Origin of the sequence: Neisseria sp. KEM232, assembly GCF_002237445.1 — a bacterium.
Classification (GTDB): Bacteria; Pseudomonadota; Gammaproteobacteria; order Burkholderiales; family Neisseriaceae; genus Neisseria.
In genome coordinates, this window is the sequence record NZ_CP022527.1 from 2,061,945 (window position 1) to 2,076,534 (window position 14,590).

Annotated in this window: 16 protein-coding genes and 1 pseudogene; 3 read left to right on the forward strand and 14 right to left on the reverse strand. The window is 55.4% G+C overall.

From position 1 onward, the window contains the following. The first annotated feature begins 81 nt into the window (after window positions 1-81). Window positions 82-969 carry a prephenate dehydrogenase gene (locus CGZ77_RS10260; RefSeq protein WP_009426106.1) on the forward strand — a complete coding sequence of 296 codons (888 nt, stop codon included), beginning with the start codon at window positions 82-84 and terminating at the stop codon, window positions 967-969. A 328-nt stretch (window positions 970-1,297) separates the two neighbouring features. Here CGZ77_RS10260 and CGZ77_RS10265 read toward each other — a convergent pair whose 3' ends face one another. The 5 genes and pseudogenes from CGZ77_RS10265 to CGZ77_RS12520 form a co-directional block, all read right to left on the reverse strand. Further along, entirely contained in the window at window positions 1,298-1,708 is a 411-nt protein-coding gene (locus tag CGZ77_RS10265; protein ID WP_157058124.1) for a DUF2846 domain-containing protein, read from the reverse strand. 292 nt (window positions 1,709-2,000) lie between these two features. Further along, window positions 2,001-3,290, reverse strand: a pseudogene (ligA, locus tag CGZ77_RS10270) (NAD-dependent DNA ligase LigA); the annotation flags it as partial. A gap of 145 nt (window positions 3,291-3,435) precedes the next feature. Beyond that, the gene (locus CGZ77_RS12515) at window positions 3,436-4,914 is read right to left on the reverse strand and encodes a cell division protein ZipA C-terminal FtsZ-binding domain-containing protein (RefSeq protein WP_009427457.1); all 1,479 of its coding nucleotides are present in this window, start codon (window positions 4,912-4,914) and stop codon (window positions 3,436-3,438) included. Window positions 4,915-4,998: 84 nt separating this feature from the next. Beyond that, window positions 4,999-5,547: a 1,6-anhydro-N-acetylmuramyl-L-alanine amidase AmpD gene (gene ampD, locus CGZ77_RS10280; protein ID WP_009427458.1), complete on the reverse strand. Its 549-nt coding sequence runs from the start codon at window positions 5,545-5,547 to the stop codon at window positions 4,999-5,001. 80 nt (window positions 5,548-5,627) lie between these two features. After that, window positions 5,628-5,891, reverse strand: a complete 264-nt coding sequence (locus tag CGZ77_RS12520) for a hypothetical protein (protein WP_232504835.1) — start codon at window positions 5,889-5,891, stop codon at window positions 5,628-5,630. On the opposite strand from CGZ77_RS12520, the gene CGZ77_RS12525 reads away from it, so the two are divergent. Next, window positions 5,890-6,147, forward strand: coding sequence for a hypothetical protein (locus CGZ77_RS12525; protein ID WP_232504836.1), 258 nt, complete (start codon window positions 5,890-5,892; stop codon window positions 6,145-6,147). The genes CGZ77_RS12520 and CGZ77_RS12525 overlap by 2 nt on opposite strands. Before the next feature lie 60 nt (window positions 6,148-6,207). Next, window positions 6,208-7,203, forward strand: a complete 996-nt coding sequence (mltG, locus tag CGZ77_RS10290) for an endolytic transglycosylase MltG (RefSeq protein ID WP_009427460.1) — start codon at window positions 6,208-6,210, stop codon at window positions 7,201-7,203. Between the two features lie 178 nt (window positions 7,204-7,381). Here the strand turns inward: mltG and CGZ77_RS10295 are convergent, their stop codons facing one another. From CGZ77_RS10295 to CGZ77_RS10335, 9 genes are all read right to left on the reverse strand, one after another. Continuing rightward, the gene (locus CGZ77_RS10295; RefSeq protein WP_009427462.1) at window positions 7,382-8,335 is read right to left on the reverse strand and encodes an IS110 family transposase; all 954 of its coding nucleotides are present in this window, start codon (window positions 8,333-8,335) and stop codon (window positions 7,382-7,384) included. Window positions 8,336-8,804: 469 nt separating this feature from the next. Continuing rightward, window positions 8,805-9,941, reverse strand: a complete 1,137-nt coding sequence (locus CGZ77_RS10300) for a zonular occludens toxin family protein (RefSeq protein ID WP_009427463.1) — start codon at window positions 9,939-9,941, stop codon at window positions 8,805-8,807. Between the two features lie 12 nt (window positions 9,942-9,953). After that, window positions 9,954-10,232, reverse strand: a complete 279-nt coding sequence (locus CGZ77_RS10305; protein ID WP_009427464.1) for a DUF2523 domain-containing protein — start codon at window positions 10,230-10,232, stop codon at window positions 9,954-9,956. A 1-nt stretch (window position 10,233) separates the two neighbouring features. Continuing rightward, entirely contained in the window at window positions 10,234-11,955 is a 1,722-nt protein-coding gene (locus CGZ77_RS10310; RefSeq protein WP_094031168.1) for a virulence factor TspB C-terminal domain-related protein, read from the reverse strand. Between the two features lie 14 nt (window positions 11,956-11,969). Continuing rightward, window positions 11,970-12,257 (reverse strand): hypothetical protein, encoded by a 288-nt coding sequence (locus CGZ77_RS10315; protein WP_009427466.1) that lies wholly within the window; start codon window positions 12,255-12,257, stop codon window positions 11,970-11,972. A 10-nt stretch (window positions 12,258-12,267) separates the two neighbouring features. Continuing rightward, window positions 12,268-12,492 (reverse strand): major capsid protein, encoded by a 225-nt coding sequence (locus CGZ77_RS10320; protein WP_036496815.1) that lies wholly within the window; start codon window positions 12,490-12,492, stop codon window positions 12,268-12,270. A gap of 73 nt (window positions 12,493-12,565) precedes the next feature. Beyond that, a complete protein-coding gene (locus CGZ77_RS10325; protein WP_009427468.1) occupies window positions 12,566-12,778 on the reverse strand; it encodes a hypothetical protein in 213 nt (70 codons plus the stop codon). Window positions 12,779-12,781: 3 nt separating this feature from the next. Then, on the reverse strand, window positions 12,782-13,093 hold the full coding sequence (locus CGZ77_RS10330; protein ID WP_009427469.1) for a hypothetical protein: 312 nt from the start codon (window positions 13,091-13,093) through the stop codon (window positions 12,782-12,784). 12 nt (window positions 13,094-13,105) lie between these two features. After that, on the reverse strand, window positions 13,106-14,458 hold the full coding sequence (locus tag CGZ77_RS10335; protein WP_083479461.1) for a replication initiation factor domain-containing protein: 1,353 nt from the start codon (window positions 14,456-14,458) through the stop codon (window positions 13,106-13,108). Window positions 14,459-14,590: the final 132 nt, after the last annotated feature.

The window sequence follows — 14,590 nt, forward strand, 5'->3', positions numbered from 1 at the left end:
TCTGAAAGCGCAGCTTCGGCGCAGCCAACACCGCTTTGCCCGCTTTCAGACGGCCTCAAACCATCCGACAGAGGCCGCACCATGTCCGCCATCGAACCCATCCGCCAGCTCACCCTGATCGGCGTCGGCCTGATCGGCGGCTCGTTCGCCCTCGATTTGAAACGGCTCGGCCTGGTGCGCCACGTTGCGGGCGTCGACACCGATGCCGCCAACCTCGAACGCGCCCTGGAGCGGCGGGTAATCGACAGCGCCTCCTGCGACATTTCCGCCGCCAACGTCGGCAAAGCGGAACTGGTGCTCATCGCCACCCCCGTTGCCGCCCTCGCCGCCGTTTGCAGCGCCGCCGCCCCCCTGCTGCGTGCCGACGCCATCGTCAGCGACGTCGGCAGCACCAAACAGTCCGCCCTCGCCGCCTTTGCCGAACACCTGCCGCAGCACTTGCCGCGCTGCGTCGCCGCCCACCCCATCGCCGGTTCCGACCGCCACGGCGCACTGGCCGCGCAATTCGGCCTCTACCGCAACAAAAAACTCGTTATCTGCCCGCACGAAGGCCAGCAGCCCGCCGCCGCCGGACGCATCGCCGCCCTATGGAAGGCCGTCGGCGCACAGGTGCACCGCATGGACGCGGCGGAACACGATGCCGTTTTCGCCGCCGTTTCCCACCTGCCCCACCTGCTCGCCTTCGCCTACGTCGGCCAGATCCGCGAACATCCCGACGCGCAAACCTTCCTCGACTTCGCCGCCAGCGGTTTCCGCGACTTCACCCGCATCGCATCCAGCCACCCCGCCGTCTGGCGCGACATCGCCCTCGCCAACCGCGGCTTCCTGCAACAGCTCGCCGCCGCCCAGCGCGCCCAGCTCGAACGTTTGGAAACCATGCTGCAAAACGGCGACGCCGACGGCCTCTACCGCTACTTCGCCGCCGCCAAACAAACGCGCGACGAATGGCTGGACAAGCAGGACGGCTGAGGCCGTCTGAAAACTTGTGCATGCAAGGTTTTAGATGGCCTTCGGGCGGATGGCGGATATCACATGGAACACGTGCATCGTTTGGGCAACATCCCTATCTATAACCCGTACAGCGTTTGCCGCCGACAACCGCCACCGACGGCATTCACGACACGGATTATTTGTATGCGAAAAATTTGAGCAAGAACGTTTGGAATCAGAAAAAGGCCGTCTGAAAACCCTGTGAATTCAAGGTTTTCAGACGGCCTTTGGGAATTTTGAAACCGCGTAAGCGGCAAAGCCTTACACTCTACGCTTCGCCTGTTAGGGTGTTGACAATCGATACACCCTAGAAACTTTGTTTTAAACCCTGAATGCCTTTCTTACATTCGTTGAGCGAAACAGTTTCGAAATGCGGGCGTCCGACCCATACGCCCATATCTATACTTGCACGTACGCAGCGCGTTTCATTTGGTTTTAGCTCAACCAAGGTGCTGCGTTTTGCTTCCGTTTGCGCCCAAACATCATACTCTCCGGGCGGCAGTTCTTTTTCCACGTAGCCCCCGTTGCGCAGGCGACCGATAATTGTATCGTTTGCTGCAACTTTAAAATGTGTACCACCACCTACAAACGCTTTCGGCCGGTAGACATAGAGCATTGCCTGGCCTTCGGAAGGCTGTTTGAAGCTGTCAAATTGCGTTCCGGTTGCGGCACAGGCCGAAAGCATTAAAGCGGCAAGAGACATGGGTAAAAATTTCACAATCTATTTCCTTTTGTTAAATGGGTTTAAAGTTTGATAATTTTACACATTCATTTTTAAACTATCAATGATGCCTGACCGATTTATACTGCGCCGATTACTTAGGTTGCAGAATGCAGGCACTCACGCGGGTTTTGGGCTTTGCAGAAACCCGTGTGGGTAGATAAAAAAGGCCGTCTGAAATGGCCGTCTGAAATGGCCGTCTGAAATGGCCGTCTGAAATGGCCGTCTGAAATGGCCGTCTGAAATGGCCGTCTGAAATGGCCGTCTGAAATGGCCGTCTGAAATGGCCGTCTGAAATGGCCGTCTGAAATGGCCGTCGGGAGGCTTCGCACTCTGAAGCGGCAGCAGACGGCGCGGTCTGCACCGGCCGCCGCTCGAAAATCACGCGCACCACTTCGGGAATCACGTCGCCCGCGCGGCGCACCACCACGGTGTCGCCCACGCGCACGTCTTTGCGCGACACTTCGTCTTGGTTGTGCAGCGTGGCGTTGGTTACGGTAACGCCGCCGACAAACACGGGCTGCAAACGGGCAACGGGCGTTACCGCGCCGGTGCGGCCGATCTGCACGTCGATGGCTTCCACGGTGGTGAGGGCTTCTTCGGCGGGGAATTTGTGCGCAATCGCCCAGCGCGGCGCGCGCGAGATGAAACCGAGTTCGCGCTGCTGCGCCAAACTGTTTACCTTGACGACCATGCCGTCGATTTCATAGGGCAGGGCGGGGCGTTTTTGCTGCATTTGTTCGTAAAATGCCAAAACTTCGGCGATATTGCCGAAACAGCCGTAATTGCCCTCGGGCAGGCTGAAACCGAGTGTGCCGCAGTATTCCAGTTCCTGAATATGGGATTCGGCGGCAAAACCGCCTTCCTGCCGCGCGATGCTGTATGGGAAAAAATGCAGTTTGCGCTGCGCGGTAATGCGCGAATCGAGCTGGCGCAGGCTGCCCGCCGCCGCGTTGCGCGGGTTGGCAAAGGGTTTTTGGCCGGCTTCTTCCTGACGGCAGTTGAATGCGGCGAAATCGGCTTTGAGCATTAACACTTCGCCGCGTATTTCGATCAGCGCGGGCGTGTTTTCTCCGTGCAGCCGCAGCGGGATGTTGGAGACGGTTTTCACGTTTTGCGTAACGTCTTCGCCCGTTGCACCGTCGCCGCGCGTGGCCGCCTGCACCAATACGCCGTCGCGGTAGAGCAGGCTGATGGCGAGGCCGTCGAACTTGGGTTCGATGACATATTGCGGATTGGCGCCACCCAAGCCGCCGCGCACGCGCTCGTCAAACGCCAGCATTTCGGCATGGTCGAACGCGCCTTGTGCGTCTTGCGGCGAAAAGGCGTTGGTAAGCGAAAGCATGGGGACTTCGTGGCGCACTTCGTCAAAGCCCGATAAAGGCGCGCTGCCGACGCGCTGGGTGGGGCTGTCGGGCAGTTTCAACTCGGGATGCGCCGCTTCGAGGGCTTCCAGTTCGCGAAACAGGCGGTCGTATTCGGCATCGGGCACGCTGGGCGCGTCGAGCGTGTAGTATTCGTAGCCGTAGCGGTTGATAAGGTCGGTTAATTCACGGATTTTTTGTGCGGTGTCGTTCATGGCGTGATGGTATGGGGGTTTCAGACGGCCGTCTGAAAGCGCGGATTCGCAATGATTGGGGAAAGGCGTTTTTTTACGGGCTGCTCAAAGGCCGTCTGAAAACTTTTCAGACGGCCTTTTGCGTTCAGACGGCCTGCGGCGGCGTTTACGAAAACAGACGCTGCGCCAACTCGCCGCCGGGTTCGATGCCGACTTTCAGCATTTCGTCCTGACGCGCGGCAACGTAGCGGCCGACGTCTTTGAGCCATTCCATCGACAGCTCTTCCAGTTTGTCGTTCACCAAATCCAAGCCCAGTTCGCTGGAAAAACGCACGGTCAGATCCATGAAGCGGTCGAAGTTTTTGCTGCCTGCGGGCACGTTGGGGATGTCGAACAGGATGCTGAAGCCTTTATAGGGTTGTGAGGCCAAAAGGGCGGCGGTGAAGGCGCTGCCGTCCATGGTGACAATGCTGAACAGCGTGCGGCCGTCGCCGCCGTCGAGATGGAAGGCGCCGTCGTGGCCGAGGGCGAAGCCTGCGCGTTCCACGGCGGCACGCAGTTCACTGCCGCTGACGGAAGTACGCGAAATCAGGTGCATGGCGATGGTTTGGTCGACGCGCTCGCACAATTCGTCGAGCGGGCGGGCGGTTTCGAGGAAAGCGGGGATGTCCATCAGTTTCATGCCCGCATCGAGTTTGCCGGCAAATTCGTCCACCTGCCGGCCGAAATCTTCCAACTCCTGCGTGGTGGCCAGCCCCTTGCGCGAGATGGCCTGCATGGCGACGATAAAGCCCTGGTAGTAAACGTTGGGCACGGGTTCGACTTCCTGCCACAGGCCGTCCATGGTGCAGCCGGCGATGCGGAAGCGGTGGCGGCCGGAGAAGCGCGGCAGGGTGCGGAATTCCTGCGGCTCGCGCAGGGCGATGTAGGCCATGTAGTCGAAGCGGGGCTCGAACCAGGGCAATTCCTGTTTGACCATGTCGTCCAAGTCCATCAGCAGGCGGCCTTTGCGGGCGGCTTTTTCCTGCGCGTGTTCGGGGCTACCGACAGTGGCGAAGGCGTAGGCGTTTTCGGCCGTGCCCTCTTCTTGCAGGACGGGCTCGTTTTCTTCGGCTTCGGGTTTGCGGTCGGAGAGAATCTGCGCCATGACTTTGGCGGCTTTTTCGCGGGCGAGGCGGCGTTCGCGTTCGAGTTTTTCGGCAAAGGAGAGCGGGCGGCGCTCTTCTTCGCTTTCTCCTTCTCCATCTTCTTCGTTTTCCGCCACGGCATCGGCGTTTTCAGACGGCCTCTGTGCTTCGTCGAACAGGTCGGCGGCATTCGGCTCGGGCTGCGGCACGGCGGGTTTTTCGGACGGCTGCGGCGCTTCGGCGGCGGGCGTTTCGATTTGGGAAACGTCGGCTTCGCGCACGACCACCAGCGGCCTGCCCTGTCTGCCCTGCTCCTCCTGCCGGATGGCGGCCGCGCCGTGCGTTTTGCCGTCGCGCACCGAATTGGTGTGGCTTTCCATCAGGGCGTCTTTGTCGGAACTGCCGAACTGCTCGCGCATACGGCGGCGGTATTGGTTTTCCTGATACATGTTGTAGGCGATCACGCCCAGGATAATCAGCAGGCCGAATGCCGCCGCAATCCAGATTTTTCCGTCCATATGTTTGTCTGCGGGTTGTGAATCAAACGGCGGCGATTATAACGGAAAACCGCAATCTTCATCACTTTTGGCCGCCGCCCGGTTTCAGACGGCCGTCTGAAAGCCCCATGCGGCAACGGCGTCCCAATCGAAAAAACGGCCGGGGTCGCTTTTGCGGCCGGGGGCGATGTGCTCATGGCCGGTAACGGCTTCAATCGGATACTGCGCGCAAAGGGCGGCCAGCAGGCGGCGCAGGCTTTGGTATTGCGCGTCGGCAAACGGCTCGAAGTCGCAGCCTTCCATTTCGATGCCGACGGAAAACAGGTTGCATTTTTCCCGCCCGCGAAACGACGACACGCCCGCGTGATAGGCCGTGTCGTCGCAGGAAACAAACTGCACTGTCTCGCCCGTGCGCGCGATAAAGAAATGGCTGGACACGCGCAAGTCTTTAATCACGCTGAAAAACGGGTGTTCCGCTTCGTCAATTTGGTTGGCAAACAGCTTTTCCACCACGCCCGTGCCGTATTCGAAAGGCGGCAGCGAAATATTGTGTATCACCGCCAGCGTGACGCGCTCTCCTGCGGGGCGCGGCTCGCAGTTGGGCGAAAATGCCTGCCGCGCGCCCTGCCAGCGGCCTTGGTTCCATTCGTTCATCGTTTTGCTCCAATGTTCGTGCAGGCCGTCTGAAAAAGCATCTGACGGCCTGCACGGGGAAGATTGGTTTTCAGACGGCCTCACATCAGCCAGCCGTCGGGCGTAACCGGGCGGTTGTCGAGCAGGCGCACAATGCCGACGACAACGCGGAAGAGATACCACAACGAAACCAGCCAGAGTATCGGTATGCCGATAAGAATAACGGACAGCACGCCGCCGACGGCAAAGCCCAGCAGCGTGCCCCAAAACGTGCGGATCAGAAAACGGATATGGTCGGCATAAAACGTGCCCGCCATATCGTCGCCTTTGACATAGGCGATGATAACGCCGATCAGCGCCGCCATGCCGCCGGTGAACACCGCCGCCGGTGAACACCGCCGCCGCATACAGGCCGTAAATCACATACATATAGTTGCGCCGCCGCTCCTCAGCCGCATCGGGCACGCCGTCCTGCCGCGTTTCCACGCGCACAGGTTCGACATCGATCACATCATCGCGCGCATTGCCGTTTTGTCTGTCCATTGCCGCTCCTTCGCCGCACAAAATGTCAAAAGCCGCACTTTACCCGCGCCGCGCCGACGAAGCAAACAGGCCGTCTGAAATTGCCCGCCGCAGCCGTTGCCTTTATACTGCCGCCCTTTGTTTTGCGCCTATCCCGTTATGAAAAAAGTGTTTTATACGGTTTTCGCCGCCCTCATATCGGCAGCCGCCGCCTTTGCCGCCCTGCTGTTCGCGCCGAAAACCCGCCCCGAACCCTACCGCCTCAAAATCGGCAGCGGGCAAGGCATCTCCGCCGTCGGCAGCCGCCTCGAAGCCGACGGCGTTATCTACAGCCGCCACGTCCTCACCGCCGCCGCCTACCTCACCGGCACCCACAACAAACTGCGCGGCGGCAGCTACAAACTGCCGCAAACCGCCTCCGCCTGGCAGATTCTGCAAAAACTCAAACGCGGCGACACCGACACCGTCACCATACGCATCATCGAAGGCACACGTTTCGCACAAATGCGCAAAATCATCGACAACACCGCCGATCTGCAACACGACACCGCAGGCTGGAGCGACGAGCGCCTGCTCAAAGAAATCGACCCCGAAGCCCCCGCCGCGCACGCCGAAGGCCTGTTCGCCCCCGACAGCTACGAAACCGACGCCGGCGGCAGCGACCTGCAAATCTACCGCCTGGCCTACCGCACCATGCAGAACAACCTCGCCGCCGCCTGGGACGAGCGCCAAAGCGGCCTGCCCTACAAAACCCCCTACGAGCTGCTCACCATGGCCAGCATCATCGAAAAGGAAACCGCCCACCCCGACGACCGCCGCCACGTCGCCGCCGTCTTCGTCAACCGCCTCAACAGCGGCATGCGCCTGCAAACCGACCCCGCCGTTATCTACGGCATGGGCGACGCCTACGCCGGCCGCATCCGCAAAGCCGATTTGCAGCGCGACACCCCCTACAACACCTACACCCGATCCGGCCTCACCCCCACCCCCATCGCCCTGCCCGGCAAAGCCGCCCTCGAAGCCGCCGCCCACCCCTCGGCGGAAAAATACCTCTACTTCGTTTCCAAAATGGACAACAGCGGCAAAAGCCAGTTCAGCCACACCCTCGACGAACACAACGCCGCCGTGCGCCGCTACATTCTGAAACGCAAATAGGCTTCGGCGCAGCCAAAACGTGAGATGATATATTGCGGCGTCAACAGCGTATTTTAAAAATAGTTCTAGTATGTTGTTTTTGTTTGTTATTTAATCTTGACTTTTCATCCGTTTTTGTTTTTGTAAACGACAACGGCGGCCGTCTTTTTCAGATGGCCGCTTACTTGTCCCGTGTGTGTCAAGCCGTTTGGTAGCGCGTTTTGTCAAACGGTTTGCCGGTCTTGTAGAGGTAGTAGGCTATTTTGGCGAGTTTTCGCATGATGGCTACGATAATGACCATTTTCGGCTTGTTTGAAAGGTTTGCCGTCAATTTGCCGAATGTGCCTATACGGTAGGCAACGACCGCAGGCATGTAGAGGGCGGATTTCAGGCGTCTGTTGCCGTAGCGGCTCAGGCGGCCGCGTTTGTCTACGCTTGTTCCCGACTGTTCGATTTTTGGGCTAAGCCCCGCATAAGCGACAAATTTGTTTGCGGTTTCAAAATCCTTGCCGGTAAGGTGCGCAAGCAGGGCGGCGGCGGTCTCTTTTCCGATGCCCGGAACGGTTTGCAGGTTGTCATAGTGGGTTTTCAGGTTGTTTTGCTGCCTGATCAGCCTTTCTATTCGTGTGGCCGTTTGGCTGATTTTTCGCTCTATCAGCAGGATGATTGCCTGATGGGTTGCTTTTATGTACTCGTCTGTTGCGGCATGCAGACGGTTGCGGCTTTCTTGCAGCTGCCTTTTCAGCTGGTTTTTCAGGCTGTTGAGCTTGTGCAGTTCGTCGGCTGCCTGATTGGGGCGGTAGGGCGTCAGCAGGTCTTGATGGCGTTTGGCGTAGTCGGCGATTAAAGCGGCGTCGGTTTTGTCGGTCTTGGTGTGGCTGAATCTGCTTTTGGCATACTCTTTAATTCTCAGCGGGTTGATAACGTACACGGTTTGATAAGCGGTCAAATACTCGGCTGCCCGTTCGTAGTAGATGCCGGTAGCTTCCATGGCGATAACGGCTTTTCTGACTTTGTGGCTTTTCATCCACTTTGTCAGTTCTTCAAAGCCTTGTGTGTCATTCCTGATTTTCAGGTGGTACGTTTGGCCGTCTGATTTCTCCAATACGGCATCTATGGTTTCCTTCGAGATGTCCAATCCGATTGTGTTCAAGGGACTTTCCTTATTTATGCAGCCTGCTTACGCGGCTAAGATGATATTCAATCTTGATTTTACGGGTTGGGCGGTTCGGCAATTCTCACGTACAGCTTTCTAAACTCAGGCCGTTTTGCTGCCTGAACCGCCCCGGCTTTCTTTTGCGCAAACAAAAGCCTGTAAACCGTCTGGGTGCAAAGGGTTTACAGGCTGCTGCTCGGTTTGACGGGTGGGGGCTACTTGCCTGCAAAAGACACTGTGCAAACGCTTGGGCGTTTACACAGTGTCTTTCACAGTCAAGCAGCTGGATTTTTTGCTCATCAAAATCCATGTACTTTTAAAAAAATCAAACCCACAATTATCAAAATAACGATTACAAAGAAAGGCCAACGGATTTTAAGACCTTTCCATCCCTTTCTTTCATAAACTGTTGCTACCAATATTCCTAAAAAAAATGCTAAAAAAGGATGCATAAATTCCCCACTATCTACTGAGCCGGCGGCCCATCACTAAACTTTGTCGTCTCGTACTTGTCTTTGCCGGTCATGGCCAGCACCTGCGGATGTTCGTCAGGTACGGGCGCGGGCGCGGCCTCTGCCGTCTGTGCCTGATTTTGTGCCGTTTGTCGGCGGTAGGGATTGTACAGCCCGTCGCGGACGTACTCAAGGCATAAGTCTTTGTCAAAACCGCTGATACGTGTTCCCTGGTCGGTGTAGCAGTTGCAGCGGTTTTTGGCTTTGACGCAGGCCACAGGGTAAGGCATGGTTTGGACGGCTTTGTTCAAACCGTCGTAGATGGGCGCTGTGTGCGGTTGGCCGTCTATGGCAGGACGGTAGTCTTGGGCGCTCAGGTGCGGTTTTTGCTCTTTTTCCACGGGTTGGCTTGGTATGTCTGCCGCCGTTGCGGCGGCGGGTTGGCCTGCCGGCGCTTGCGCTTGAGGGCTTTGCTGCGCAAAGCCCGAATTCTGCGGCTGCTGTGCGTCTTTGTTGAATTTCTGCCATCGGTTGTATGAAGACCATGAGGCGGCTACGATAATCAACAAAACGACGGGGAAAATGTAGACGGTACGGCTCAGTTTGGTGCGGATTTTTGTGTGTTCTTCGGCACTTTTGTAGACGCCAAAGGCTTTTTTGTCGAGGGTGTAGACGCTTTTTACCGCGCCCTCAACGTCTGTCCTGCTTGTCGGGTCTCCGCAGCGCTCCCACTCGAACATGCGACGTACGCCCAGGTTTGTTTTGCTGATGTGGCAGTGGTGGCCTATCAGGCTGCGGACGTTGATATCTACCAGGCGCGGATGTTGGGTCAGCAAAAAGATGTCTATGCCTCTGTGTCGGTGGGTTTCGAGTTCGGCTACGTAGTCGGGGACTTTCGAGCCGCTGGGGCGGGGTCTGAATACACGCTGGCATTCGTCTATCACGAGGATTGCGCCGGGCGGAGCCCACTTGTGCCACGTCTGCATCGTCTCGCCTTCGGGTATCGGCAGGTTTGGGATAATCTTGCCGTCTACTTCGGGGATACCGTCGAGATACAAGGGGCGGTCTTTGAGGTCTTTACGGGTCATCAGGTCTGAAATCATTTTCAGGGTCTTGCCCGACCCGGGTACGCCTGTTATCAGATACAGCATTGCGTTGTCCTTCTATTTCTTTCCTACGCCTGCCGAAAGTTTGGACAGGCTTTTGATTGAGGTAATAAAAGCGAATGTGCCGAATATCCAGTTTAGACAAACGCCCAAGCCTGCGATATAGGCCAGTTGCAGGCCGTCTTGCGGAAGGCCGCCGATTTGTTTTTGCACGGCGTCAAGCAGGTATTTTTGCAGTTCGTTCAGCCCGACATAGGACACGAAAGACAAGCCCAGTGCTGCAATGACTTTGCCCGCCACCGTCATCAATACGCTGGTAATCAGTCTGCCCCACATATTAAAGCTCCCTGATGGCGGCAAATGCGGTGAACGAGCAACTTATCATTGTGCCGAGTATGGCAATAGGCCTAATCAGACGGGCAACTTTGCATAAAAAATCGTAACTTATCTCAAATTTGCCCAATGGTCCGAACTCAAATGACAGAGGCGCGGGACAAGTGCCGTCGGTGCTGAATATGTCCAGGGGGCGAAGGGTCATATCTATTGCGTTGGTCGGTATGCTCAAATCCTCATAATCAGTGTTGCCCAAATCTTGACAGTAAGCAGATGTCGGGTTCTGTTTGCAAAACTCTTGCCGTTGCTGGTTCTGTTCGGGCGTGCTTGGATTTTGATTTTGGCCGTTGGGGTTCTGCGGCACGTTCTCGCCCGGGGTGTTCGGCACAACCTGTTCCCGCGTTGGCGCTTGGCTGGAATCGGGCTTGAGGTCGGGACGCGGGATAATGTTTGTTGTGATGCTACCATCTGAATTAATGGTTACCTGCGTTTGCTGGGCTTGGCCGCTGCCCTGCGGGGTGTAGGGGGCGGATTTGGCGGTGGTCTGGTTGTATGTAATGTTGGTTGTGGACTCAGATACAACGTTGCCCATCATGGACAACTGGCGCATGAGTTCTGCGTGGTTGGTTTGGTTGCTCTCAAGCATGCGGCGCAGGATGTCGGCTATTTCGGATTCGGTCAGTGGCAGATTAGAGGTGTCGGGTTTGTATTCGGGATAAGATTCTCCATCCCATTTTTTAAATGACAAGAATGCTGGTACAAAAGACTTATCAGGGATGGTTTTAGGGGCGTATTTGTTAAGGCTGCTTTCCGGTTGATGATAACTGTATAATTTTCCATCGTTATAACTGAGTGATACCGCTATGTCTGTCGGTCGCTGGTCTGTATATAAGAGTGCGGTCTCATGACCTCCGACTCCGTGATAATTAAACGTTAAAACCCATATCGTTTTTCCTTCCGCCTGCTTTTTAACGGCTTCTTGTTGTTGTGTTTCTCTTGCCGCAGCTTGGGCGGCTTCTTCGGCAATTTTTTTAGCTTGGGCGGCGGACAGTGCTTCGGCTAGTTTGCCTTCTCGTTCGGCTTGGGCTTGGGCGGCTTCGATTTGCTCGGTCATTTTTTCCATGTTATAGGCTTGGTGGTCGGCTAGACCTGTCTTGTCCAAAAACCGATTAATTCCATCTCCAACCCCGAAAGTTACAGAAGATAAGCCAGTTAAAACAGCACCAAAAGCATTTTCAAATCCCGTTCTAAAATCACCGTTTTTAAAAGAGTTATAAGATTTAATCGAATAATTAGACCCTAAAGCCGAATCTAACGCGGTAATGGCGGATAGTGCCACAGTGCCTTTTTTTACTAATTTATCGACAGCAGACGTCTGACTGACAGACGTCTGCAAGTTGACCTTTTCGCCGTACTTACCCGTCACGGTGACATTTCGCCCCTGCGTCCCCGTGATGTTGCCGCCGTCTTTCTTGACAGTCGGTTTGCCTCTGTTGGTTTCTTGGACGCGCCACACGCCTGTTTTGGGGTCATATCCCATGTTCTTCAGGGCGTTTTCGCTCGGGAATCCCGCGCTGTGCGGGGCGGTCGGCGGCGGTGTGGGGACGTCTGCCCATGCCGCCAGCGGGCTCAACGCAATGCTTGCACCAGTAAATACAAGGACAGCGAGATGATGAGGTTTGGCAATGCGCCTAGTAAAAATTCGGTTTCGGGTGTCATTATTCATTTCCGTATTCCCGCCTATCTGATTAGGCCGATGGCTTTGATTAAGATGATGATGCAGACAAGGACTACTGTGGTTTCCAGTATGTACGCGCCTGCGGCTTTGCCCATGTCGTAGTGTTGGCCGTATTCGCATTTAGGGAGGTTTAGAGCTACTGTCTGCCCGTCGTATTCCCAGCGGTTGCCGTTAAAAACGGGGTGTTTGAGCACCCCGTCTTTGTCTATGGCCGGTACGACTTGGGTCATCAATTCGTTTTCAGCTTCTGCTTTCGTTTGGTAGCAGATGCGTCCTACCTGATAACCCATGCCGATGCCTCTACGCTTGGTTAGATCCGCGTTTGCCAATGCGAACGATTGCAAAGGCAACAGCGATACCGACGACGATTGCGCCGATTTCCAAAACGCCGGATTTCAGACCGCCCAATTCGGTTTTGACCTGAGATAAAAGCGAGTTCTCCTCGGCCATTGCCAGCGCGGGCATCACGGTCATGGTTGCCACGGCGAGACCGTGGCGGTACTTGGTTTTAAGGGTTTTCAACATAACGTTGTCCTTTTGGTTTGTTAAAAAATTTGCGGGCTGTGTGAAAGGTTCTAAAGACCGCCCGCCGAGCCTTTTAGCTTTTATCGCCATCCTCTTTAACAAAGAATGCGAATATCTGGAATCCGCCGCCTATTTGGTCCGTTCCCGCATTAAAAGCGTCTTCGTAGCTTTCAAACTGTCCGGCCGATTTCAGGTTTTGTGTAAAGCCCAAATCGCCGAAGGGGTCAGGGTAGATAAAATCGTGCGATTCCAAGTCCTGCACGATGAATCTTTCTAGGTATTTCATGACTCAGCCTTTCGGCGCGAGTTGCACCTGAAAATCTTTCAATACGGGAACCATGCCTTTGCCGGTGGAGGTCATTTCTACGGTTATCATGACTTCGCAGGGGTATTTGAGGCTGACCAGTTTGTCGAAATTGGCGCTGTCGCCGAATTTCATTTGTGCGGCAGTAAAGCCTACGGCGTTGCCGGTCTGTCCGGGCAGCGGTGTTGCCACCAGTACGGAACAGCTGTCTATTTTCGAGCCGTCGATTTCGCCTTTGAATTTTTTCGCGCCGAGAAATGTGGCGGGGTAGGTTACGACCTGATTTTGATTGAACATGGGTTTTCCTTTCTAAAAGAAACAGTGGTTAAAAACTTCGGGGGTTTTGCGGTAGGTGACGAATCTTCCGTAAAACCATCTGTATGGGGCGTTCATTCTCCTGATACGCCGCATTCTTTCGGCTTCCTGCCTTGCGATACGGTCAAGGCGTTTTTCCAAGGGTTCTAATTCTTGCAGCTTTCTTTCAACAAATGCTTCAAAGTCGTCTGCTTCCTTTCGCTGTCGAGAAATATCGCCCTCAATATCTAACAGGCGTTTGTTCCGGTCGAAATCGGAAGAAACCCTAAAATCCAGCCAGTCGGTATTCAGTTCTTCATCAATGCTGATATTGTCGTGGAGATAGCCGCCTCTTTCGGCATAACGCAGTTCGTCGAGTGAGTAGCGTTCGGGCTCTAATCCCGTGGGGTAGCCGTTTTCAGCTTTGAGCATCTCTACAATCTCTTCGGCGCTGAGTCCGACGTCCACCATGAAATTAACGAGTTTGCCGACGGCGTTTTTTCCGTGTTTCAGTTTGTGGTCGAACGTTTGGTTTAATACTTTCTTAACGGTTTCAAACCGTTTGGCTTCGGGCATGTTGTGAAAGCTGGCGCAGATGGGGAACGCGCCGCAGAAATAAGACCCTTCGTCAATAAGAATTTCATTCGGTATGTCAATGTCGCCATAGTTGAACTGAATTTCGAATCTAACCCACTTGCTTTCTTTGTCTCCCAACTGGCGGCCTTTTTCATAGACACGGACATAGCGGGAATTTTTCAGACGGCCTATGTAAAAGGTCTTGCCGGTGCCGTCTTCTTTTCTCCATGCGGTGCCTTTACGTTCGGACTTCGGCCTCATATTGTGGTTATCGAAAAAGCCGTTATCGTGGTCTAGCTCTGCCTGTTCGGGCGTGTACTCGCCATTGAAAAAATCAATCGCCAGGTCTATGCGGGTGATGCGGGGACGGATGGCCTGTTGCAGAAAATCAAACATCCGTGCTTCCCAGCCCTCTTTTGCCATGGAACAGCCTACGCCTTTGAGTTCGATTAATACCGTGCCGCGCTGCCCGCCGTAGTGGACTTCTCCGTAATCAACCGTTTCCGAGCCAAGTCGGAACATCATTTCGTAAAATTTGTTACCTTTGGACTTGCATTTTCGGGTAATGCCGAATCCGAGTATTTCTTCCAGTTTGCGACTGAGGACGTACATGTATTCGTTGTCGGATACCAGCGGATGGCCTGCCGCTTTGACTAGGGTGTCTTCGTGAAAAGTGACGGTCAGCCAGTCGATAAATACTCCGTCTGTTTTTCCCCGTCTTTGCAGGACTTCCCGCAGTTTGCCGTTTCCGTCGGTGATGAAATGGGAAAAATATTCCACTTCTTCGCTCATTTGCTCCCTCCGCATGGGATTCGGGGCTTCGGTTTTTTTGCTCCCCCCCTGTTAGTCTAGGGGGGGGGCTTTCGGCGTTGGCCGCCGACGCGCAAGGGCGCGTCTGTCGGCCTCCGCCCGAAAGCCCCTTCC

Excerpts from the sequence above, each read along its gene's own strand:
- CGZ77_RS10310 (WP_094031168.1), bottom strand. The coding sequence starts at position 11,955 with ATGAATAATGACACCCGAAACCGAATTTTTACTAGGCGCATTGCCAAA.
- CGZ77_RS12525 (WP_232504836.1), top strand. The coding sequence starts at position 5,890 with ATGCCGCCGGTGAACACCGCCGCCGGTGAACACCGCCGCCGCATACAG.
- ampD (WP_009427458.1), bottom strand. The coding sequence starts at position 5,547 with ATGAACGAATGGAACCAAGGCCGCTGGCAGGGCGCGCGGCAGGCATTT.
- CGZ77_RS12515 (WP_009427457.1), bottom strand. The coding sequence starts at position 4,914 with ATGGACGGAAAAATCTGGATTGCGGCGGCATTCGGCCTGCTGATTATC.
- CGZ77_RS10315 (WP_009427466.1), bottom strand. The coding sequence starts at position 12,257 with ATGGGTTATCAGGTAGGACGCATCTGCTACCAAACGAAAGCAGAAGCT.
- CGZ77_RS10300 (WP_009427463.1), bottom strand. The coding sequence starts at position 9,941 with ATGCTGTATCTGATAACAGGCGTACCCGGGTCGGGCAAGACCCTGAAA.
- CGZ77_RS10330 (WP_009427469.1), bottom strand. The coding sequence starts at position 13,093 with ATGTTCAATCAAAATCAGGTCGTAACCTACCCCGCCACATTTCTCGGC.
- CGZ77_RS10325 (WP_009427468.1), bottom strand. The coding sequence starts at position 12,778 with ATGAAATACCTAGAAAGATTCATCGTGCAGGACTTGGAATCGCACGAT.
- CGZ77_RS12520 (WP_232504835.1), bottom strand. The coding sequence starts at position 5,891 with ATGGCGGCGCTGATCGGCGTTATCATCGCCTATGTCAAAGGCGACGAT.
- CGZ77_RS10260 (WP_009426106.1), top strand. The coding sequence starts at position 82 with ATGTCCGCCATCGAACCCATCCGCCAGCTCACCCTGATCGGCGTCGGC.
- CGZ77_RS10305 (WP_009427464.1), bottom strand. The coding sequence starts at position 10,232 with ATGTGGGGCAGACTGATTACCAGCGTATTGATGACGGTGGCGGGCAAA.
- CGZ77_RS10335 (WP_083479461.1), bottom strand. The coding sequence starts at position 14,458 with ATGAGCGAAGAAGTGGAATATTTTTCCCATTTCATCACCGACGGAAAC.
- CGZ77_RS10320 (WP_036496815.1), bottom strand. The coding sequence starts at position 12,492 with ATGTTGAAAACCCTTAAAACCAAGTACCGCCACGGTCTCGCCGTGGCA.
- mltG (WP_009427460.1), top strand. The coding sequence starts at position 6,208 with ATGAAAAAAGTGTTTTATACGGTTTTCGCCGCCCTCATATCGGCAGCC.